Origin of the sequence: Phascolarctobacterium succinatutens CAG:287 (assembly GCF_000434895.1) — a bacterium.
Lineage (GTDB): Bacteria > Bacillota > Negativicutes > Acidaminococcales > Acidaminococcaceae > Phascolarctobacterium_A > Phascolarctobacterium_A succinatutens_A.
The window spans coordinates 1-23,526 of sequence record NZ_FR892806.1 but is presented as its reverse complement, the minus strand read 5'-3'; the positions used below and the strand labels follow the sequence as shown (position 1 = coordinate 23,526).

19 protein-coding genes and 1 other annotated feature are annotated in these 23,526 nt (G+C 46.8%); all 19 genes read right to left on the bottom strand.

Annotated features, from left to right (window positions below):
• Window positions 1-10: 10 nt before the first annotated feature.
• A complete protein-coding gene (locus BN587_RS07775; protein WP_021720566.1) occupies window positions 11-544 on the bottom strand; it encodes a hypothetical protein in 534 nt (177 codons plus the stop codon).
• A gap of 60 nt (window positions 545-604) precedes the next feature.
• Window positions 605-1,381 carry an HNH endonuclease gene (locus BN587_RS07770; protein ID WP_303684915.1) on the bottom strand — a complete coding sequence of 259 codons (777 nt, stop codon included), beginning with the start codon at window positions 1,379-1,381 and terminating at the stop codon, window positions 605-607.
• 97 nt (window positions 1,382-1,478) lie between these two features.
• Window positions 1,479-4,358, bottom strand: coding sequence for a DUF3427 domain-containing protein (locus BN587_RS07765; RefSeq protein ID WP_021720564.1), 2,880 nt, complete (start codon window positions 4,356-4,358; stop codon window positions 1,479-1,481).
• Between the two features lie 2 nt (window positions 4,359-4,360).
• Window positions 4,361-4,768, bottom strand: coding sequence for a (deoxy)nucleoside triphosphate pyrophosphohydrolase (locus BN587_RS07760; protein WP_368482940.1), 408 nt, complete (start codon window positions 4,766-4,768; stop codon window positions 4,361-4,363).
• A gap of 2 nt (window positions 4,769-4,770) precedes the next feature.
• A complete protein-coding gene (locus BN587_RS07755) occupies window positions 4,771-5,211 on the bottom strand; it encodes a hypothetical protein (protein ID WP_303684913.1) in 441 nt (146 codons plus the stop codon).
• A gap of 87 nt (window positions 5,212-5,298) precedes the next feature.
• A complete protein-coding gene (locus tag BN587_RS07750) occupies window positions 5,299-6,261 on the bottom strand; it encodes a ComEC/Rec2 family competence protein (RefSeq protein ID WP_021720561.1) in 963 nt (320 codons plus the stop codon).
• 148 nt (window positions 6,262-6,409) lie between these two features.
• Window positions 6,410-7,174 carry a cyclase family protein gene (locus BN587_RS07745; RefSeq protein ID WP_021720560.1) on the bottom strand — a complete coding sequence of 255 codons (765 nt, stop codon included), beginning with the start codon at window positions 7,172-7,174 and terminating at the stop codon, window positions 6,410-6,412.
• A gap of 167 nt (window positions 7,175-7,341) precedes the next feature.
• Complete coding sequence (gene pheT / locus BN587_RS07740; protein WP_021720559.1) at window positions 7,342-9,795, bottom strand: phenylalanine--tRNA ligase subunit beta; 2,454 nt, start codon at window positions 9,793-9,795, stop codon at window positions 7,342-7,344.
• Between the two features lie 12 nt (window positions 9,796-9,807).
• A complete protein-coding gene (gene pheS / locus BN587_RS07735) occupies window positions 9,808-10,839 on the bottom strand; it encodes a phenylalanine--tRNA ligase subunit alpha (RefSeq protein ID WP_021720558.1) in 1,032 nt (343 codons plus the stop codon).
• Between the two features lie 121 nt (window positions 10,840-10,960).
• Window positions 10,961-11,173, bottom strand: a binding site (T-box leader).
• 199 nt (window positions 11,174-11,372) lie between these two features.
• Window positions 11,373-12,419: a Fic family protein gene (locus tag BN587_RS07730; RefSeq protein WP_021720557.1), complete on the bottom strand. Its 1,047-nt coding sequence runs from the start codon at window positions 12,417-12,419 to the stop codon at window positions 11,373-11,375.
• Window positions 12,420-12,624: 205 nt separating this feature from the next.
• Entirely contained in the window at window positions 12,625-13,584 is a 960-nt protein-coding gene (locus BN587_RS07725) for an ABC transporter ATP-binding protein (protein WP_009145788.1), read from the bottom strand.
• On the bottom strand, window positions 13,581-14,579 hold the full coding sequence (locus BN587_RS07720) for an ABC transporter ATP-binding protein (protein ID WP_021720556.1): 999 nt from the start codon (window positions 14,577-14,579) through the stop codon (window positions 13,581-13,583). Before BN587_RS07720 ends, BN587_RS07725 begins: the two co-directional genes overlap by 4 nt.
• A gap of 12 nt (window positions 14,580-14,591) precedes the next feature.
• On the bottom strand, window positions 14,592-15,464 hold the full coding sequence (locus BN587_RS07715) for an ABC transporter permease (RefSeq protein WP_021720555.1): 873 nt from the start codon (window positions 15,462-15,464) through the stop codon (window positions 14,592-14,594).
• A 5-nt stretch (window positions 15,465-15,469) separates the two neighbouring features.
• A complete protein-coding gene (locus BN587_RS07710; RefSeq protein ID WP_021720554.1) occupies window positions 15,470-16,405 on the bottom strand; it encodes an ABC transporter permease in 936 nt (311 codons plus the stop codon).
• Between the two features lie 104 nt (window positions 16,406-16,509).
• Window positions 16,510-18,069 carry an ABC transporter substrate-binding protein gene (locus tag BN587_RS07705; RefSeq protein ID WP_021720553.1) on the bottom strand — a complete coding sequence of 520 codons (1,560 nt, stop codon included), beginning with the start codon at window positions 18,067-18,069 and terminating at the stop codon, window positions 16,510-16,512.
• A gap of 209 nt (window positions 18,070-18,278) precedes the next feature.
• Entirely contained in the window at window positions 18,279-18,809 is a 531-nt protein-coding gene (locus BN587_RS07700) for a flavodoxin family protein (protein ID WP_021720552.1), read from the bottom strand.
• Between the two features lie 15 nt (window positions 18,810-18,824).
• A complete protein-coding gene (locus BN587_RS11435) occupies window positions 18,825-20,237 on the bottom strand; it encodes a radical SAM protein (RefSeq protein ID WP_021720551.1) in 1,413 nt (470 codons plus the stop codon).
• A gap of 4 nt (window positions 20,238-20,241) precedes the next feature.
• Window positions 20,242-21,204 (bottom strand): ABC transporter substrate-binding protein, encoded by a 963-nt coding sequence (locus BN587_RS07690; RefSeq protein ID WP_021720550.1) that lies wholly within the window; start codon window positions 21,202-21,204, stop codon window positions 20,242-20,244.
• A 73-nt stretch (window positions 21,205-21,277) separates the two neighbouring features.
• Entirely contained in the window at window positions 21,278-23,389 is a 2,112-nt protein-coding gene (locus BN587_RS07685) for a TonB-dependent receptor plug domain-containing protein (protein WP_021720549.1), read from the bottom strand.
• Window positions 23,390-23,526: the final 137 nt, after the last annotated feature.

Sequence of the window (23,526 nt, the reverse complement as noted above, 5' to 3'; positions counted from 1 at the left end):
TCTAAAGCTATTATCCTCTTACTGAGAACTGACCGACAATCTGTATATAAGTATCCTTATCAGCTTCCAGATAATTTTCCAGCCAAGAATCCAACGACTGAATAAAATGTCCCTTGCTGTCTTGCATCGGATATATATGTTCATCGATACTCTCAAGATAATCTTTAAGCTGATATTTTACCTTCAAATAATCTTTGCCGGCAGCCTTATCTATAATATTCTTAAGACCGACTATCTTATTATCAAAGTACTGCTTAAGATAGCCTCTTTTGATAGTAATAACATTATTATGTAACTCACATAAATTAGCATCTGCATATGCGTTGACCAGCTCATAAAATCTTGCAACAGCATCCGCCAAAGCTTCCGTGTCCTGCAGCTCGTCCATACAAGCATAAGCACCTTCGCCAAAGCAAGCGGTAAAATATGTATCGCTATAAATATCCATTTCCGATATATCTCTATATACCTGACTTTCTTGCAACGTTAATGCTTTAGCTGTACTCAGGGTTTTAATAATATAAACATTGCTTAAAAAGCTCATATTTTTTATATCCTTTTCTTGACTATATTCTCTAATATTTACTTAACAACAGACGCAGCTTCACTCTTTTTCAAATATGCAATCCCGATGCCATTCTAAAAATGTTTTATCGATATTATATTTGCCGGGAACAGCTAATTCTTTGCCTTTAATAGGCAAAAAATATTTTGCATAATATTCCTGCGTGATTGCTTTCTCCAATCTGGACGAGAATATAGTTCTGTTGTTTTCATCAAAGGCGATAATGCCTTTATCAAACGCCTTGTCATACAATGCTGATAAGCATATTCCATTGCTTGGATTTAAGCGTTCTTTCTCATTCATCGCCCAAGGAATAATATGGCTTGCTACCAACAATTCAGGAATATCTATACCTGTAAGCGCACACTTGCCAGCAAAATTTGCCATTACTAAACTTCTAAAAACATTTTGATTAACTCTTTGCTTTATTAATCTTAATTTTTCTGCACCCACAAGATAATCAGGGATATCCTGCAACTGCTGCTGATATTTTTCTTCGATAGTTGACTGCTCATAGCGCGCAAGAATAGCTTCACTTTCATATATCAGCTTTTCTCTGTCATGAGAAAATTCATCCCAATACTGCTGACACTTGGGACCACCATGCTGCATGCCAGAAACGCCTCTTTGCTTCAGCATCGGGTCACAAGAAGCGTAGTTAACAAGCCTATAAGCAACAGCATCAGGAGTTCTGCCAATAAGCTTTGCAACTCTGATGACCTCAGGATTGGTTTTATGCATTTTGCCAAACGGCATCTTTAAATATAGATTTAAAGCTAAAATCATTTCATCCCTAGACCATAAATTTCTAGCCACAAGCAACCACACCTCTTATAAATTACATTTCTATCTTAGCACGCGTCAACAACCTTAGCTTACGCCCAAGAACATCCTTCACAGCGTTCTCAGACTATCATCCTTCAAAATAATCATAAATCTTTGCTTCTACCGGCGTTTTCATTTCGTAAAACATTTGCACTATAGACAGCTTTTCACCCTTATTTCCGGTAATCGTGGTACCGATGCTCTGCTTATGCAGCATTTCGCCCATAAAATAAAACTCTGAGCCCTCAGCATCACTCTTTTTGATAAACAGGAGCTTCAGTGTTTCCGGCTGTTCAATTGCCACAACCTCCGGCGAATCAATATTAACTCTGCTGCGCGTCTGCCAATTAAATATTGTCGGACTGGCAAATCTGTCATCATATTTAGTGCTTTCGCTAATGTTTTCGTCCTTTTTATAGGTTACAAATATCGGACAGGTATTATATTTTACCCTATAGCCATAAACAACAGCGCTTTCATCCTTCGCCCAGTTCAATATACGGCAGACATCCTTACGCGTATACGAACCATACAGCTTGAAGCCATGATAAAATTTTGCTGGCTTATAATCAGACAAAAAGCGTTTTTCCGCATAGGCCAAAGCATCATTAACATAGCCGTAAAATTCTTTATTTGCAAGCATGCTGCTAAATTTTTCACTTAAGCAAATGCTGTCTGCATTCGCATTCACCAACGGCATATTACCATATTTTTGGGCATCCGCAGTTTTAAAAAATTGCATACTCAATACATTCACTACGCTGGTAACAGTTGCTGCCGAGGTAGTAAGCTGATACTTATTCTGCATATATTGCATAAATGCAGGCACATCAATTTGCGTATGCTGCATTAAATAGCGCAGCAGCGCAACCTCTTCCAAGCGTCTGCCATTAGCAAGCTCCAAGCAGATAAACTCCAATAGCTTGCACTGAGAGGCATTTAACGTGCTTTCGTAATGATCTGCGTACTGCCTGAAGTTATAATAGGATTTTTTCTTTTGGATAAACAGATACGGATCCTTGTCACCCAAATCCAGAAAATCCAGCATCATCGGTGCATGACCAAGCTTAGACTTTACTAATTGGTAGGATTCCTTTAGCTTGCGCAGCTCCAGAAAATTATTTTTATTTAAGGATTCAAAAATGCGCTCACGAACTACATCGGTAAAATAAACCGTCGATGCCCCCGGTAAAAAGTTATTATGCACAATGCGACGCAGCTTTTCCTTACTGCCGCTGCGGTCGCCATACAAAGCTATTGGCAGCATGTAATTATTTTCATAGTTACCGATAAAATCAATAACCTCCAGATAGCGCTTTGCCTTGCTCTTACGTAGACCACGGCCAAGCTGCTGCACAAAAACAATGGCAGACTGCGTAGGACGCAGCATGATAATCTGATTTACAGAAGGAATATCTACGCCTTCATTCAAAACATCAACCGAGAAAAGATAATCAAGCTTATCTACACCCTCCTCGTCGCTTTCAAGACGTTTGATAAGCCTTGCACGCTCTTCCTCACTGGTAGCACCAGCCAAAAAGGCTGCTCTTTTGCCATGCTTATTAAACGCCTCTGACAAGGCTTTCGCTTCTTCTATCCTGCTGCAAAAGACTATACCCTTGACACGCCCTTGGTCACAGCCATAAAAATCTGCATAATACAGGATATTTTTGACACGTTCTTCACTTGTCAGGCGTACAAAATCAGTATTATCATCTAAAAGCTCGCCATCTACAACAATTTCGCTTACGCCATGATAATGAAACGGCACCAGCATATTTTCAGCCAAGGCCTGATGCAAACGGATTTCGTAAGCAATATTATGGTCGAAGGTTTTAAAAATATCGCAGTCATCAGAACGCTCCGGCGTTGCCGTCATACCCAGTAAAAACTTAGGCTTAAAATAGCTCAGCACCTTTTGGTAGCTTTTAGCTCCGGCATGATGCGCTTCGTCGATAATAATATAATCAAAAGCATCTGGTGCAAAGGCATGCAGGTTTTCATCCTTCACCAAGGTCTGCACAGTAGCAAAAACATAATCTCTGTCTATTTCTCTGTGACCGCTGGTAAACAAGCCTGTCGTAATATGCTCATCAATAATCTGCTCAAAGCTCTCCTTAGATTTACGCGCAATCAGCCCGCGATGCACAATAAACAGGCAGCGTTTAGGTTGCGCTGCCCGCACATCAAAGGCCGAAAGATACGTTTTACCTGTACCGGTAGCAGAAATCAGCAAAGCGCGATTCTTGTCCTCTGCCCTAAGCGCTGCAATATTTTGTAAGGCTGCTGCCTGCATTTTATTAGGATTGATTTTGTACAGCTTATGTATTTTGGTATAAGCACGCTGTCGTTGGTTGCGCGCTTCGCCATAAATGCGCTCATAGGCAGCAATCCATTCCTCAGTAACAGGCGTAGCATCATCCCACGCCTGATTAAGCTCCTCCTGCATCTGCCTGATTAAAGCGCCATCTTTCATGGAAGAAAGCTGCACATTCCACTCACGGTTAACCGTCAACGCACTTTGCGTCAAATTACTGCTGCCAACAATCATAGTGTAATTTTCATCCTTAGCAGAAGTTGCGTGTGTATGGAACAAGTAACCCTTGGCATGAAAATTATAATCGGAAGTAATTATCTTCAATTCCAGATTGGGAAACTGCAGTAATCTGCGCAACGCTCGCGGTTCCGTAAAGTTTTGGTATTGCGAAGCCAAAATTTTTCCCTTAATATGCTTATTCTCCAATTCCTTTAGCGTGTCAATCAAGCAGGCAATACCGCTGTTGGTTACAAACGCTACAGAAAAGAAAAATTCATCACAATGCTCCAGCTCAAAGAGCAGGTTTTCCAATACCTTTACCTGCTCCTGCTGATTATTGGTCAATATCTTAGGCAAAAAGCGCTCGTCAGTTTCAATATTAAAATCAATAAAGCCCGCCTCCAAATACAAAGCAAGTTCACTGCTGTTCACGATTATTCAATCTCCTCTTGCTGCAGGCGCTCCACAATCGGCATATCCGCTGCTGCCCAATCTAAGGTGTTTAAATCTGCCGGAGCCAGCCATTTTGCTGCCACATGCTCCTTCATAACGAACTTGGGCTGTGCCAGCTTGCACAAATACGCATGCATGGTAATCGCAAAATCCGGATAGGTGTGCTCCACCGTCATAAGATACGCATCCTCGGGAATGCTGATATCCATATCCATTTCCTCACGCAGCTCGCGTTCCAGCGCAGTGTGACGCTCTTCGCCGGCCTCTATCTTACCGCCGGGAAACTCAAATTTATAGCTTACATAATCAAATTTGCCTTTATTACGCTGCATGCACAAAATCTTGCCGTCATGCTCAATTACCGCTGCCACTACCTCATAATGCTTCATCATTACAACCTCCGTGCGTTTTCTCTTGTTTCCTTCAACAAAACCACTGCATCATATACCGCTTCTCCATTAGTACCGGGAATAATATCCTCAAAATCAGCATAGCTTCTGTTATACGAATTAATAACTTCATTTTGACTATTATAAAACGTAGCATGCAGTGTTCTACTCATTCTGCAGTCAAGATCATATTCATCATGCGAAATAAGATATTCATCTTTATCTGCGTCATACCATTCCACCCATACAAGCGCACATTGATGATTTCTATGCGCATATTTTTCGCTACCTGTGTAAAATCTAGCCGTTGCCGTATCAATCCACATTCCATAATGTGCATCAGAACCTATCCAATACCATCTCGGCGGCTGCGGCGGATTAAAGGCTGCACACGTTGCAGTCAATGACAGCAGCAAAACCAACAAACACAATATTTTCTTCATCACTATCACACCTTTCAGGCTCATTTATCCAGAGCCTTCGTCTTTCTATTCCCTATTCTACCCCACATCTTCTTCTTAATCAACCGCCTACCGCTCCGTCAGCACATCAAAGCTCTTGCCGTCCGTTGTCACCGTCAGCGTCCCGTGGTCGTGCGTCGTCAGCACCTTCGCGCCAAGATGCGTTAAGCTGCCCACCACGTTCTTGTTAGGATGCTTGTAAATCGAAAAATCACCGCAGCTGATAAGCGCATATTTAGGCTTAACCTTGCTAATGAACGGCCAATAGGACGATGTCTTGCTGCCGTGATGGCCCACCTTCAGCACATCCGCCTGCAGCGCAGTGCCGTATTTTTGCTGCAGTGCATCCTCCAACGGTGCCTCCGCATCACCCGTCAGCAGCATTTTAAAGCTGCCATAATGCAGCATCAGCACCAGGCTAGTGTTATTCATATTCTTCAGGTCCTTTTTGCTGAGGAAGTCTCCCGGCGCCAGCACCTCAATATAATAATTTTTATCAATCTTAATCGTATCCCCGGCCTTCAGCGCCTGTCCGTTATACCTGCCGGCGCGCAAATCCCGGTCCAGCGCCACGGACGCTTTGTAGCCGTTGTTCACATAGCCGCTGTCATAAATATTGCTGACGCCGTATTTACCGCGCACGTACATGATATTGCCCATATGGTCACGGTGATGGTGCGTCACAAAAACAGTCTTAATCCTGCTGACGCCGGCCTTGTCGAGCGCCTTAATCAGCGCCTGCCTGCCACCGCTGTCGCCAACCTTGTCCTTAACGTCGTTGCCCACATCAATCATGATATTACGCTTGCCGTCCTGCAGCAAAATCGCATCTGCCTGCCCCACATCCAGCACGCTGATACGCAGTCTGCCCTGCGCTGTGCCTGTGTCCTGCTTTTGCTGCATGCTCTGCGGCAGGTTATTTTTTACCGCCGCACGCACACTTTCGGCGTTTGGCTGATAAAGACCGCTGTACGCTGCCAGCGCCACGATAAAGGCTACAATAATCTGAAAAACAAGCTTTAATTTACGCATGAATATCTTACTTCCCTCTTCTTTACTTAATTAATAAGCTTTTTACTAATGTATTTATTATATCACGCATATAAAAAGGCGTACATACTTTTAAATCGTACGTACGCCTCATTCTTAACCTATCAGTTTAAAAGGCCTGAAATTTTTCTTATTTTTTCGGAGTAATCGCCAAGACGCGCGCCGGCAGGCCGGTCGCTCCTTCAATACGCGGCCAAGCAGCAACAAGTAATGCTCCCGCAGGTGCCACACGGTCCAGGTTCTGCAGCACTTCAATCTGCAGCTTGCCCTTGCCCAGCACATAGCGCTCGCACGCCAAATCTCCTGCCTTGGCAGCCTCTGCCGAAGCATCGGTATCCAGTGTTTCGTGGCCGTTGGCTGCAGCGTTGCGCTCTTCATAAATATATTGCAGCGCCGGCAAAGACCAGCCGGGGAAGTTTTCGCTGCCGTCGTCAGCAATACCGCTCAGCTTATCCATATCCGGCCAGTTTTTATACCAGTCTGTACGCAATGCCACAAAAGCGCCGTCGGGAATCGCTCCGTATTCCGCTTCATAAGCCTTGATGTCTTCCACCGTTACGGCGTAATGCACATCCTCTGCCACCTTGGCAGTGATATCAATCACGCACAAGGGAAACAGCATCTGCTGCGCACCGAACGCCTCGGACAAAGGCATATTCTTGACAAAGTGACCGGGAAAGTCAATATGCGTGCCGTATTGGCCGGGAAATTTGAAGGTTTGAATCAAACATTCCAGCATCGGGTTGCCCCAATCGAAAACCGTCTTGCTAACCTCCACCGAGCCTGCGGGAATACCGCTCCACACCGGGCTGTCGTTGTTCATAGAGTGAGAAAGCTCCACCCATTCATAAGCGTCTGCTTTCATTTCTGCTAACATATTCCATAATTTGTACATAAGAAAACCCCCTCAATAAAAAATATTGGTCCTCACTATTATCATAGTACATTGATAGGATTTTGTAAAGCAGATATTATATAACTGAGTTTTTGTATAAAGGCAAAAGACCCGCCACCGCTAAAAAGCGGCAACGAGTCCTTTTATACATAATAATTATATCTTAATTAATCTCTCAGCTTAGCCTTATATGCTTCAGCAACCTCAGCGATAACCTTCTTCATAGAAGCATCAACCTCAGCGTCGGTCAGGGTGCGGTCTGCAGCCTGATAGGTCAGGTTAAAGGCCATGGATTTGCAGCCTGCAGCAACCTGCTTGCCGGTGTAGATATCGAATACACGCACACCCTGCAGCAGCTCGCCTGCATGCGCACGGATAACCTGCTCCAGCTCGGCGTTGGTTACCTCTGCCGGAACAACAACGGCAATATCACGGCTCATGCTCGGGAACTTGGGCAGATGCTTGTATTGCGGTACAGCGGTTGCGCTTGCTACCAAAGGCTCTACTGCCATTTCCAGCACATAGGTAACCTGATCCAGCTCAAAGTTTTCCTGAACTACCGGGTGCACCTCACCGAAGGAGCCGATAACCTCGCCATTGACAACGATGTCACAGCTTTTGCCCGGATGCAGGTACGGCTGTTGGCTGCGAGTCATGGTGTAATCGCTCACCTGCATTGCTTCCAGCAGGCCTTCAACGATGCCCTTCATATCATAGAAGTCAACGCTGCCTTTATCGTCGCACCAGTTGAGTGCCTTGCGGCTGCCGCTCAGTACTGCGGTCAGCAGCTGACGCTCTTCGGGATCCTCGGTCAGCGGCAGTGCCTTCGGCAGGAAGATACGGCCGATTTCAAACAAGGCAACACTGTTGTTGTGGTTACGCAGGTTGAAGGAGGCAGTCTGCAGTGCGCTCGGAACCATGGTGGTGCGCATTACGGAGAAAGCGTCGGTAATCGGGTTCAGCAGCTCGATGCAGCTGCGGCGTGCATCATCTGCCGGTAGCAGCATTTTATCGTAAGCGTTAGCCTTGATGAAGCTGTAGGTCATCATCTCGCTCAGGCCTGCACCTACCATGTAATCCTGTACGTCGTCCTTAACATCGTCCAGCACAGACTGGCTGCCTTGGGTGATGGTCAGCTCCGGCTGATGGCTTTCAATGAAGTCATAGCCATGCATACGCGCAATTTCTTCGCTGATATCGGCATCGCAGTCAATATCACGGCGCCAGGTGGGAGCGGTAATCAGCAGCTCGCCATCCTTTGCTTCTACGCCGAAGCCCAATTTGCTAAGAATAGCAACCATTTCGTCCTCAGCGATGTTTACGCCGATGCGGCCGTTAATCTTGGCTGCGGTAGTGGTGATTACTGCCGGCTTCAGCTCTTCCGGATAAGCCTCTACGATACCGCTGAAGGTTTCGCAGGCACCCATTTCTTCCAGCAAGTGAGCAGCACGGTTCAGTGCGTCATGGTCGCGGATGGTATCAACACCGCGCTCAAAACGGCCGCTGGCTTCACTGCGCAGGCCCAGCGCACGGGAGGTGCGGCGGATAGAAGGACCGTGGAAGGAAGCAGCCTCCAGAATAACGTTCTTGGTTTCGCCGGTAACCTCGGTCAAGAGGCCGCCCATAACACCGCCCAGACCGGCAGCCTTTGCGGCATCACCGATGGTAATCATAGCAGAGGTCAGCTCACGCTCCTTGCCGTCGAGGGTAACGAGCTTTTCGCCTTCTTCTGCACGGCGCACAATCAGAGTGTGTCCTGCAACCTTGTCGGCATCATAAGCATGCATCGGCTGGCCCAGCTCCAGCATAACATAGTTGGTAACGTCAACTACGTTGCTGATGGGACGCACGCCGCAGGCACGCAGACGGCGCTGCATCCATTCGGGGGAAGGCATGATTTTGATGTCCTTCAGCACACGGGTAGCAAAGCGGGAGCACAGCTCCGGTGCGTCAATTTTAACGTTTACATAATCGCTGGCCTTGCCTGCGGCAGCTTCCTTAACGTCCATAGCAGGCATTTTCAGCGGGCAGCCGGTAATAGCGCTGATTTCACGCGCCAGACCGATAATGCTGAAGCAGTCGGCACGGTTGCTGGTCAGGTCGATATCAATAACGGTATCATCCAAGCCTAAAACGGTTTTGATGTCTATGCCAATCGGAGTGTTTTTCGGCAGAATGAAGATGCCGTTTCTTTGCTCCGGCAGCAGCAGCTTGGATTCAATGCCCAGCTCATCGGCACTGCACAGCATGCCGAAGGAATCAAGGCCGCGCATTTTAGCTTTTTTCAGCTTCAAGCCTTGCGGGTTGCGCTCGCTCGGAGGCAGTACGCTGCCAACTACGGCAACAGGCACAATGTCATATTGATGTACGTTTTGCGCGCCGGTAAGAATCTGCACCGGCTCGCCGCCTTGGCCGTAATCCAGCATGCAAACCCACAAGTGGTCGCTGTCGGGATGACGGTGAATTTCCATAACCTTACCGGTGATAACACCCTCCAGGCCCTTGCCCAGTTGGGTTACGGTGTCAACCTCCAGGCCGACACGGGTAATTTTATCGCACAGCTCCGCAACGGAGATGTTAATATCTACATATTGTTTTAACCATTCTAAAGATGCAAGCATGATTGATCCTCCTTATTTGAATTGACTGATGAAGCGTTGGTCATTTTCGAAGAACAGGCGCAAATCGTCAATGCCGTATTTCAGCATAGCGATACGTTCAACGCCCAGACCAAAGGCAAAACCGGTCATTTTCTCAGGATCATAACCGCTCATGCGCAATACGTTGGGATGTACAACACCGGCGCCGAGGATTTCCAGCCAGCCGCTGTCCTTGCAGACATGGCAGCCGCCGCCCTTAGCATGGCAAATCGGGCAGGATACGTCAACCTCAACGGAAGGCTCGGTGAAGGGGAAGTAGGAAGGACGCAGGCGCACCTTAACATCATCGCCAAACATTTGCTTACAGAACAGCTCCAGAGTACCCTTCAAATCTGCCAGGCTGATGTTTTTATCTACAACCAGACCTTCTACCTGATGGAACATCGGGGAGTGGGTTGCGTCGTAGTCGCAGCGGTAAACGGTACCGGGGCAAATCATGCGAATCGGAGTATTAGGCTCCTTGCTTTCCAATGTACGCGCCTGCACGCCGGAGGTTTGGGTGCGCAGCAGATAGTTTTCGGTGATATAGAAGGAATCCTGCATATCCAGTGCCGGATGATCAGGCGGCAGGTTCAGTGCGGTGAAGTTGTGGTATACATCCTCGATTTCCGGACCGTCGCAAACATCAAAGCCCATACGCATGAAGATTTTTTTAATCTCACGCATGGTCAGGGTTACTGGATGCAGATGACCTGTTTTCGGCTTGCGGCCCGGCAGAGTAATATCAACCTGCTCGTTAGCGAGCTTGTCAGCCAGCGCCTTTTTCTCCAGAACGGCAGTTGCTTCGTTGATTTTGCCTTCCAGCTCAGCCTTGATTTCGTTAACAATCTGGCCGATTTTCGGACGTTCTTCGGCAGGCAGCTTGCCCATGCCGCGCAGGATTTCGGTCATCGGGCCTTTTTTGCCCAGATATTTGACGCGCAGGTCCTTGAGCGCATCAAGAGAAGTTACGGCAGCAAGCTCTTCTAAAGCCTGTGCTTTTAATGCTTCCAATTTTTCTTTCATTGATTTCATCCTTTCTTCATTGGACAGTTCAGAAAGTACCGGATATGCAAATTAATAACATAGCCGTTGCATTATCAACTGTCCCTAAAATAAGAAAACGCCCCTGCAAAACTGATAAGTTTACAGGGGCGAAAAACTTCGCGGTACCACCCAAATTTGTTCCTTCATTTGCAAGCTTTAACGCAGCCTTACGCCCACCCTACGCAGCCATGCAGCCTTCAGGCAGGACACTCCCAAGGGAACTTCGGCATAATTTTGTGTGCGAAGCTTACAGCCGGTGACTTCGCTCTCTTAAACACAGCCTTAAGCCTACTTGCTTGTTCATCGTGTTATCAGGGGTCGATTCAATTTGATGTTTATTATAGCACTTTTAGAAGAGAAAATAAAGGGGGGGGAAATGATTTATTATTTTCTTCTTTCGTCCAACCTGTTTGCTTTTCGTCCAAAACCATCATCTATTTGGATGAAACCAGCAAATATAATAACAACCGCCCCTTGAAATTAACTTTTCAGAGGGCGGTTCAGATATAACCCTATTTAACTCTAAAATAGCAAGTGCTTTTCCCCTTGCCTTCTTTTTGCAATTCACCATAAAGCACCAGCTTACGCAATGCAGCTTCAATAGAGCTGTCGCTAAGCGTAGAACAAAGCTCACGAATATCCTGCTTATTAAAGCGTCCGATTTTATTTTCACTTGCTCTACGTACCATTTCCAAAGCAGAAAGCTTAGGCTCAATGATAGTCATACGTTCTTCAAAGTCTTTATAAGCAGCAAGAATTGTCCCCAAAATATATTTTACAAATGGTATAGCATCTTCCTTACCCTCATGCCAGCCTACTTGCGAATCAGCCAAAGCTTCATAATATAAATCCTTATTCTTAGCGATTTTGGCTTCCAACGAAATATATTTGCCTACATAAAAACCATTTCTATACAAAAGTAAGGTTGTAAGCAAACGGCTCATTCTTCCATTACCATCATTAAATGGGTGAATGCATAAAAAATCATGAATAAAAACAGGTATAGCAATAAGTGGCTCTAACTCCAAATTACCTATTACTCTATTATATTCTTCACAGATACGCTCAAGCGCTTCCGGTGTTTCGTAAGGAGCAAGCGGTGTAAATAAAATCTTAGTACTACCATCCGGATACGTAGCACTGATGTAATTTTGTACGCTCTTAGTTCTTCCTGCAAATTGGTTATTCATATGGTTGTACAAAATTTTATGAAGCTGTAAAATATAGTTTTTGGAGATGGGGATAACATCGAAATTCTCATGTATTATATTTAATACATCACGATAGCCGGCAATTTCCTGCTCATCACGATTTCTCGGTGTTGTTTTCTCGTTTACAAGCTCACGTATTCTAGTGCTAGTCGTAACAATACCCTCAATCGCATTAGACGCTTCCGTACTTTGAATTTTTGCTATTTCTACCAGCTTATTAAGCTCTTCCGGCCGTTGCTTTACAAAAAGCTCCTGTTTACCTGCCTCTTTATAAATTGCAGCTATCAAGCTCAAAATTTCTGAATCCCATTTTTGTTCTCTAATTATTGAGTAGTTAAAGCTTCTCATTCCCTTACTCCTCCTTCCATTCCCTTAAATTATACCATAAAATAAGGGAATCACCAATAGGCTAAGGGAAAACCCACCCCTATTCATCCAACTCCTTAACCTTTCGTCCAAAATCGGTATATAATTGGACGAAAGTAACAAATATTAGATAAAACCGCCCCCTGAAATCAGCTTTTCAGAGGGCGATTAATTTTTTCAATATAAATTATTTTACGCAGGAGCAGGCCACAAAATGCTGCGGCTCAACCTCGCGCAATACCGGATTACCTTTATCACAAACGCCGGCAACAGGGCAGTCGCAGCGCTTCATGAAACGGCAGGCATCCGGCAGGTTGATAGGAGCGGTAATTTCGCCCTTGATAACCTGACGCTTGGGCTTATCCTTGCCCACGATAGGCAGAGGAATTGCCGAAAGCAGTGCCTTGGTGTAAGGATGCAGCGGATTCTTGAACAGCAGATTAGCGGGTGCTTTTTCTACCATAGTGCCCATATACATAACCGCAATATCATCCGAGAAATATTTTACTACAGACAGGTCATGGGTAATGAAGATATAGGTCAGGCCCAAATCCTTTTGCAGCTGTTTGAGCAGATTCAGAATCTGCGCCTGAATGGAAACGTCCAGCGCGGAAACAGGCTCGTCGCAGACAATGATTTTAGGATTCATGGCCAAAGCGCGGGCAATGCCGATACGCTGACGACGGCCGCCGTCCAGCTCATGCGGATAGACATTGGCATAGCGCTCTGCCAAGCCAACGGTACGCATCAGCTCCAGAGTGCGTTCTTCAATTGCTTCCCTGCCTTTAATCAGCTTATGCTCAATAATAGGCTCGCTGATAAGCTGCATAACGGTTTCACGCGGGTCCAGAGAGGAAAACGGATCCTGGAACACCATCTGCATCTTTTGGCGCAGCGGACGCATTTCCTTACGGCTCAGCTTGGTGATATCGTTGCCTTGGAAGATGATTTTGCCGCTAGTGGGCTCAATCAGCTTCAGAATGCAGCGTCCGGTAGTGGATTTACCGCAGCCGGATTCGCCTACGATACCCAGAGTTTTGCCTTCCTCCAGAGTAAAGCTTACACCGTCGACAGCATGCAGCTGACCTGCAGCGGTATTAAAATATTTGGACAGATTGTCAATAACTAACAGCGGAGCATTACTCATTTTTGGTTCCTCCTTAAAGCAAATCCGGGTCTGGAATAAGCGTGGCAGGCTACAAAATGAGTTTTGCTGCCATCTACGGAATGCAGCTCAGGCACGGAGGCAGAGCATGCTTCGGTAGCATAGGGACAACGCGGAGCGAAGGTGCATCCGGGTGGCAAATCCGCCGGGTCGGGCATCAGGCCTTTGATAGGCTCCAGCATTTCGCCCTGCTCCTTCAGGTTAGGCAGGCTGTTGAACAGGCCCTCGGTGTAGGGATGGCGCATATTGTTGAATACATCGTCAACAGTGCCCTTCTCCACAATACGGCCGGCATACATAACTGCCATATCGTCACAGACCTCGGCAACGATACCCAGACTGTGCGTAATCATCAGCATGGACATATCGCGGTTGTTGATGAGGTCCTTCATCAGCTCCAGCACCTGCGCCTGAATGGTTACGTCCAGTGCGGTGGTCGGTTCATCGGCAATCAGCAGCTTGGGGCTGCAGGCCAGCGCGATAGCAATAACTACACGCTGCTTCATACCGCCTGAGAACTGATGCGGATAGTCGTTGGCTCTTGCCTCGGCAATACCAACGAGCTTCAGCATATCCTTAGCCTTTTCCAGAGATTGCTCTGGAGTAAGGTTCTGGTGCAGCTCCAGGCTTTCGGCAATCTGCTCGCCTACGGTCATAACAGGGTTCAGAGCGGTCATCGGGTCCTGGAAAATCATTGCCACGTCGTTACCGCGCATTTCCTCCAGCTCACGCTCGCTCATTTCGAGTACGTTTTTGCCTTCAAGCTTAATCATACCGCTTTTGATAACTCCCGGCGGATCCGGAACAAGGTTCATGATAGACAGTGCGGTAGTGGTTTTGCCCGCACCGGTTTCGCCTACCAGACCCAAAGTACGTTTTTTGCTGATTGCGATGTCAATGCCGTTGACTGCATGCACATCGCTGTCTTCTGTTTCATAATGGACCACAAGGTCCTTAATATCTAATACTAAATCCATAATGCAGCCCCCTTATTTCTTCAGCTTAGGATCCAGCGCATCGCGCAGGCCATCGCCCAACAGGTTCAAGGCTAATACAGTAAACATAATAGCTAAACCTGGAATAACACAAATGTAGCTGGCATCACGAATATGACCTCTGCCGCCGGAAAGCAGCGCGCCCCATTCGGGAGCAGGTGCCGGTACGCCGATACCCAAGAAGCTCAGGGAGGAAGCGGAAATAATGGTGGTACCGATCAGCAGAGTAGTCTGTACGATAATCGGAGACAGGCAGTTTGGCAGGATATGTCTGAGAATAATCTTCCAGGTGGGCAGGCCCATCGCATAGGAGGATTCAACATATTCCAAATCGCGCACTGTCATAACAGAAGCACGCACGATACGCGCATAGTTGGTTGCGCAGGAAATTGCCAGAGCAATAATCAGGTTGATGGTGCTTGTGCCCAGCAGAGATACGATTACTACTGCCTTCAGAATGTTAGGAATGGAGTAGAAAATATCAATACCGCGCATGATGATATCATCGGCCTTGCCGCCGTAGAAGCCGGCAATAGAGCCTAAAATGGTACCAACAATCAGACCGAAGCCTACGGAACCGATGCCGATAGCCATAGAATAGCGTGCGCCGTACATAACACGGGCAAACAGGTCACGGCCGTATTCGTCGGTGCCGAACCAGTGCTCCCCGCTGGGAGGCTGCAGCTTAATAGCCAGGTTCTGACCGATAACGTCGGTTTCATAGTTAAATACCAAGGGACTTACCAGAGCGATGACGCACAGCAGTGCCAGAAAGGCCATGCCGATTACAGCGCCCTTATTTTTCAGCAGACGATGCCAGGTTTCCTGGAACATGGTGCGTCTTTTAGTTCTTTTCTTTGCAGCCATCTTCCTCACCCCTTCTTGCTGTACTGTGCCTTGATACGCGGATCAAAGAATGCGTATACCAGATCGACAACCAGGTTAATCAGGCACATCAAAATAGAACACAGAATAATAGAACCTGTTACCATCGGAATATCACGTCTGGTAATAGATTCGTATACCAGACGGCCGATGCCGGGCCAGCTGAATACGGTTTCAGCCAGTACGGAGCCGGTGATAACCAAGGACATTTGCAGACCGATAGCAGTGATAATAGGAATCAGTGCGTTTTTCAGACCATGCTTGTAGATTACACGATGCTCGCTGCAGCCTTTGGCACGTGCGGTGGTCATATAATCCTGACGCATAACGTCCAGCATGGAGGAACGGGTAATACGGGTAATCAAAGCTGCCAGACCGAAGCCAACGGTTACAGCAGGCAGAACCAGGCTCTTCCAGCCGAAGTTACCGCCGGTCGGGAATAATCTCATATGCAGAGCAAAGATAATAATCAGCATCAGGCCCAGCCAGAAGTTAGGCATGGAGGTACCGAACAGTGCGAAAATCATGCCTGCTGTATCCTTCCAGGTGTTCTGGTGGATAGCGGTGTAGATACCCAGAGGAATGGATACCAAAGTAGCGATAATAACAGCAGCGCCGCCCAGATACAGGGTGTTCGGCAGATATTGGAAGAAGGTATGGAATACGTCCTTGTTGGTTACATAGGATTTGCCCATATCACCTACAAGCATACCTCTCATATAGTTAAAATATTGCAGCAGGAAAGGCTGGTCCAGACCAAGCTCATGGCGGATCTGATCAATCATTTCCTTCGAAGCGCCGTCGCCGGCAATCATCATTGCGGGGTCGCCCTCAGTAAGACTCATTGCCCAGTAAATCAGAAAAGAGGTTACTAAAATTACCGGAATCAAACTGAGGAGTCTGTTGACAACATATTTAAGCATTCAACAAAGCTCCTTTCCGTAGAACTCAAATAAAAGGTGCTATGATAAAACAAGAGAGGACTACGCCTCCCTTGTTTTACGCCTTTGTAAATTTTTCAGCAAAATTATTTAGCGATATAAGCATGACGCCAATCGTGGTTGCCGCCGCCGTAGAAATATTGACCTTTCAGTTTTTTATTGTAGGCAACTACCAGGTTAGCAATGTACAGAGGAACCTGCGGGCATTCGTCAACCAGGTATTTTTGCAGCTCAACGCCAGCTTCCATACGTTTGTTCTGATCCTTCAGGGTTGCAACATCATCAATCAGCTTGTCAGCCTTCGGATCGGAGAAGTGATGATAGTTGGAGCCGGAACCGGTGTAGAACAGGTCGCGATATACAAAGTCAACCTTGGAGTCTTCGTTCCAACGCCACAGGAACAGGCTTTGTTTGCCGTCCTTGCAGGCAGCCTTCAGAGCAGCTTGCTCCATCGGAACCAGATCTACGGTAATACCGATTTGTGCCAGGTTAGCTTGGATAACAGTTGCAATCTGCTCGTAGGGAGCGCCGGTTGCATAGGTCAGAGTGGTTTTGATAGGACCGGTTACGCCGGATTCCTTCATCAGCTGTTTAGCACGCTCCAGATTGTAGTCATAGCCGGGCATTTCATCATAGAAGCCCCACAGACCACGGTTCAGAATAGTTTTTTGCAGAGTGCCTTTGCCATTCAGAGCAGCGTCCAGAACGGATTTCTTGTCGATTGCGCAAGCTACAGCCTGACGCAGTTTTTGGTTATCCCACGGTTTCTTTTCAACATTGAATGCAAAGTAGAACAGACGGGTACCGGGTTGTTCGTAAACAGTGATATTCTTGTCATCCTTCAAGAATTTCAGATCGCTGATAGGCGGATTTACGCATACATCGATTTCGCCGGCCTGCAGAGCCATTACGCGAGCAGAAGCCTCAATCATCGGACGGAATTCGATGATATCGGATACGCCGGGAGCAAAGTTATCGGTTGCAGGCAGGTTGTTGCCCCAATAATCCTTAACCTTGGTCAGACGGCAGTATTCGCCTTGAACCCATTTGTCATATTTGTAAGGGCCGGTACCGATAAGCCACGGCTCTTTTACGCCATCATCATAAGCCTTTTTGGATTGGATGGACAGAGGAACGGAGGACAGAGATTGAATGAACTCGTTGTTATAGGAGCTGATTTCGATTTCAATCTGATATTTGTCTTTAACGGTAGATTTAACATAGCCTGCCAGAGCGGATTTGATAACGTTTTTCATTGCCATATCCAGGGTGAATTTAACGTCATCTGCAGTCATCGGAGTCTTTTTACCATCGTTGAAGTATACGTCCTTACGCAGGTTCATGATGATATGGGTATCATCTACGAACTTCCAGTCGGTAGCCAGACCGGGGCCGAAACGCTCCTTGCCTTGAGAGCCGTTATTGAAGAATACCAGAGTCTGGTGAGTGTTCTTCAGAATAACGTTGTTGGCAGCGTCCTGTTGTTTTTGCAGGTTAAGGTTGTTGATATCGGCATCGGTACCGATAACCAGCTTCTCCTTGTGTGCAGTACTGCCTTTGTCAGCTTTGTCATCGCCGCCGCAGCCTGCAACAGCCATAGCAAGAATCATCAAAGCTGCCATGATGAGCACTAATAATTTTTTCATAATGCACCTTCCTTTCAAAATTGCATTTTATGACTACTTCCATTGTACACTATGAAAGAACTTTACGCAAGACACAATTTTGTCAATAGTTCTACACTTTTAGTTTATCGTTTAAATTTCTCTGCCATAAAATGCTTTTACAATAATAAATGCGCAGCCAAACTGCGACTGCGCATTATAAAACACTGTTCTTATATGAAGGACTGCTCTTACATCATCTTCAAAAACTTGTCATACATAGCCAAAAAGCCCTGCATAAAGCTCTTGGCCTTTGCCAGGTCCGCTGCATCCGGATGGCTGGCAGCTGCTGCCCAACGGGCTTCGCTCTCGGTACTGGGACTGTGCGGGCTGCCTGCCGGCATCTTGCGCATCATGGCAATCAGCGCCGGGTCAATCGCACCGCGGATAGATAAAGTACCCAGTACCTTGCAGTCCTTGTTCATCAGTACACCTGCATTTACCAGGGAGCTTACAGCGTGGTCGCTCGCCGGGTCTGCGCCCAAAGTCTGGAACAGCACTACCTTTTTGCCGTGCAAATTCTCCAAATATTTTTTCATCTTTGCGTTCGGTGCGCCCTTGTCAACCCAGTAGCCTGCTACCACAACAGCGAAGTCATCCGCAGCCGGAGCAGCATCAACCTGCGCCAGCACACAGCGCTCGCCTGCAGCCTCAGCCAAAGCCTTGGCAACCTTTTCCGTATTACCGGTTTTGCTGTCATAAACGATTAAAATGTCCTGCATAGTAGTACACTCCTTTTATTTCATATTCTTCATAATACCCATCATTTTCTGGCCTGCCTGCTCCATCAGTCCCGGTTTGCCGTAAAGTGCGCATTCCGCAGCTGTCAGCAGCACTCTGTCCATCTGACGATAGTAATATTTGCCCTTCGCCGTAAAGAAATACTTGCCGTCCATAGCATAAAGCAGGTCCAAAAGCTCCCACTGCTCCAGCAGCGGCGCAAGCAGGCTTTCCCAATCCGCATCGCTATACTGCTTCAGCAAAGCAAAATCAAATCTGCCGGAATCACACTGTCCGGACAGCTTTTCGAGGAGCAGATAGTTTTCGTTATGCTTGCCCATGCCCATGACAGCGTACTGTCCGGCAGTAGCCTTTTTTACATAGTCGCTTCGGTCCATAGTCTTCATGTAATTGTACATTCCCATGTGACCGCCGCAGGCTGCACCGCAGGTAATAATGTTTGCACCGCTCTTCACCAGCGTATTGTAACCGCTGCGTTCATCCTCGCGCATTGCCCAATGGCAGCAGCTCAGTGCCTTTGCTCCCTGCTCTGCGAGCAGCGCATCGGCAGCGACGAACATTTCCGCCAGCATTCTGTCATTATATTCATATTTAATATTGCCCTTGGCAATCGCCTGACCTAAGGGAGATTTAGGCATAATCTGCAGCTTGTACAAATCCATACCGCTCACGCCGCAGGCCAGCGCCGTTCTGATATCGTTCAGCAGCATTGCCTGCGTTTGGCCGTTCAGGCCATAAATCAGGTCGATGATGACCTTTACGTCTTTAGCCGCAACCTCTTCGAGCTTGGCCGTTACCTCTTCCTTCGCATTAAGCCTGCCTAAGGAGCGGCGCAAATGCGTATCAAAGGCCTGCACGCCAAAGCTGAAGCGGTTCACGCCGCCGGCAATGCAGGCAGCGAGCTTATCCGCCGATAAATCATAGATACTGCTTTCAAAGGTTACCTCACAATCATCCGCCAGGCATGCAGCACTGTGAATTTTATTCAGCAGCGCAGTGATTTGTGCAGGATTCAGCACGGACGGCGTGCCGCCGCCAAAGAAAACAGCTTCCGGTCTTTGTTTGGCAAAAACGCCCTGCTGCTGCAGAAAATCCAGCTCCGCCAAAAGCGCCTGCACATATTCTTCCACCTGCTCCGCCTCAAAGGGATTGCGGTAAAAGCTGCAATAGGAGCAGCGCAGATTGCAGAACGGAATATGCAGATACAGCGCCGTAGGCTGCTGCGGCTGCAAAGCAAACTCCTGCAGCATCGTCCCGGCCATCATCCCCGGCAGCGGTTTTGTCTTGCGCGGAATGTAGGTCAGATCTTTGAAGCTTGCTTCTACAGCAGTAACCCCCGGCTGGCCGGCAAGAGCCTTATAATCATCGCGCTCATAAAACGCCTGAATATTTTTTGCATAATCAATCATCAGCCTACTCCTTTACTGCATCAGGATACATTTTAGCTGCCATGTAGCGTACTGCCTTAGGATACTCTAACCCCGGATTGAGCAGGAACAAATCGTCCGGCAGGAAAAATACCTGCTTATTTTTTACCGCATCGATGGAATTCCACGCCGGGTTGCTCATAATTTCCAGCTTAGGATTACCCTCAGCATCACGCGGCGCACCCATAGATGTAATAAAAATTACCTGCGGATTTTTCTCCAGCAAATCCTCTAAGCTATAGGGAGCCTTGTCAGGCTGAGTTCCCATCGGTCCGCTGACAGGCTTGGTTTCGCCCTGTACTACGTTGCGTAATTTAAGCATTTTGGCACAGCAGCCGGCAATACTGGTTTCCTTTTCCATAGTAATGCCCATGCTGGTGGTGTGCAGAATCGCTACGCTACGCTCGCTTTTAGGCAGCTTGCTTACTGTAGCATTGATATCCTTATCGAGATTTGCCACAACCTTCTGCGCCTTATCATCCTTACGCATTATTTTGCCAATGGTGAGCATGCTGTGCTTAACATCCTCATAGGATTTCAGATTCAGCACAACAACTGGAATATTGTTGGATTCCAATGTATGCAGATAACGCTCGTGCATGCCCTTGTAAGCAATTACCAGATCAGGCTTCAGCTCCACGATTTTTTCTACATTGATATTAAAGATAAAGCCTACCTCGGCAGCATCCTTGGCAAAAGCGGGCACCTTGCCTACCTGTGTTTTGGCACGGCCGACAACCTTGCCATCTACTGCCTCCACCAGCTCCAGGAAGGACGGTGATAAAACAACGATTCTTTCCGGAACCTTCTTCAGAGTAACAATACGCTGGTTATCATCGGTGATTTTTATTGCGGAGCCTGAACCGGAGCTGCCGGTTAGCGATGTGCAACCGCTTATACATAAGCATACCATAAGAACTGTAAAAATGAAACTGAAAATTTTTCGCATAATACTTCCTCGTTAGGCAAACAAAGCAGGCCATCGGGCCTGCTTTATTTGTTCTTTTACTTTACCGCTATGTTTAGAATTTATATTCCATGCCAACTCTGTACAAGCGACCAAGATTGCCGTCAGAATACGGGCCAAAGTTCTGGTGATTGCTGATGTTGTCAATACCCAGATAAATCTTGGTATCCTTGTTGAGATGTCTGGAAGCCATGATATTGGCAATGGTGAAGTCCTTGGTTTCGTAAACGAAGTTGCCCATGGTGCTCTTATCGCCATTATTGAAGTAGTAGCCAAGGTTAGATACAAGGTCAAAGCTCAGGTCCCAAGCATAGATGTTTTCCGGCTGATAGGAAACACCGAAGGTTACCTGATGCTTAGCTCTGTCTTTCAGACGAGTTCCCGCTGTTTTATCTTTAGCATCCAGGAAGGTGTAGCCGGCATTCAGATAAATATTCTTGCCCAGTCTGTGAGAACCGTACAGCTCTACGCCCTGCAGAGTTGCTTCAGGAATATTCTTGTACGCCATAATCATGTCGCCTTTAACGCCGGGATACAAATCCGGATCATCATCGGTCAGCTTACCGGTCCAATAGGTGCTAATCAAATCCTTAACTTCATTTCTGAATACGCCCAGATGAACGGTAGATCTGTCGCCCCAGTCCTTTTCAACAGATAATTCATAGCTTAAGGATTTTTCCGGTTTCAGATCAGGGTTACCAACATAGAATTGGCCTTTACCACCCGGATTTGCAGCATACATTTCCCAGAAAATGTACAAGTCATTTACAGTCGGAGTTTTATAGCCCTGACCAATTGCAGCCTTAATACGTACATCATCGGCAGCATTATAGGTTGCAGCCAGGTTGCTGGTCAGCTTGTTGCTGAACTGATCACTGTGGTCGAAACGTACGGAAGGAATAATCAGCCATTTATCATCAGGTCTGAATTCATCCTGAACATATGCTGCCAGATAGTTGATAGCTGCCTTGTCATAAGCATCATGAGCATTACCGTCTGCCAAAGATGTATTCGGTTTCTTTAAGCGGGTGCCTTCGCTCTGATCCTTACGATATTCGAAACCGGCAGTCAGCTTGTTCTTATCGCTCAGATTGAAGGTGTCCTTGCCTTCAATAACGCTCAGAGTACGTTTAACAGTATCAACCTTCGGATCCTGCAGAGTCCACTTGCCGGGCCTGCCCATCATGGTCATACGGGTATTATTCTGGTTCTTATAGTTCTTATCGAATACTGATTTATAAGCTCTGAACATCCAGTCCTGCTTATCATCGGAACCCTTATACGTAATAGCATAGTCAGTACGCTTATTATCGTTATAAATCGTCTGAACCTTATCCTGCCATACCTTACCGGGCACCATAACAGTTTTGCTGGTCGTAGATTTTTGATTCTCTTCTTTAATCTTGCTGAAATCTACGCTTAATTCATTGCCATTATCGAACTTATAGCCTACATTCAAAGAAAGCGGCTGCTGCTTACCATAAAAGTTCATGGAATCTCCGCTGCCTTTGGGATCCAAATACGGTCTGTTTTTATTCAGGCCGGCGTTGATTTTATAGGAATAGTTTCCTTCAGCGCCTTGCAGATACAGGTTTCCTTTATAGCCTGCGCCCTTGCCGTCCTCATACCAGCCATATTCATAGTTAATGTCAGCAGTTGTCTTATCCGGAGTTTTGGTAATAACGTTAATTACACCGCCCATTGCATCACTGCCATACAGTGCGCCTGCAGGTCCGCGGATGATTTCTACTCTTTCAACATCCTCCATACGAATACGGTCTACGTCCCAGGCATTGGCAGAGTTGTAAGCTGCCTCGCCGCCTAAACGCTTGCCGTCAACCATAATCAATACGTGACGGGATTCACTGCCGCGGATGCTGACATTGCTGCGTCCCTGGAAATCATTAAATACATTAACGCCCAAAGCGCCCTTTAAAGCATCATGCAAGGTTTTAGCCTGTGTCTGTTCCAGCTTTTTGCTGTCAACAATCTCTACGGTCGAAGGGGTTTCCTTAACGGTCATTGCCGTTCTGGTTGCGGTAACAACCATGGTGTCCAAAGAAAACTCTTGTAAATTCTCTTCAGCAGCGAATGTTGTCCCCCCCCAAAGCACGCTGCCGGTCAACAGGGTTGTCAGGACTAACTTGGAAAGATCTTTTTTCTGCATACTCATACCACTCCTTAAAATATATACTAATTACAGCTATGACAGAGTGAACGTACCCCCGCCTATAGAGGTGGAAGCTTCCTGCTTCAGCAAGAACAGCACCACTAACTCCGAAGAATTATGGCGACTTACACTCT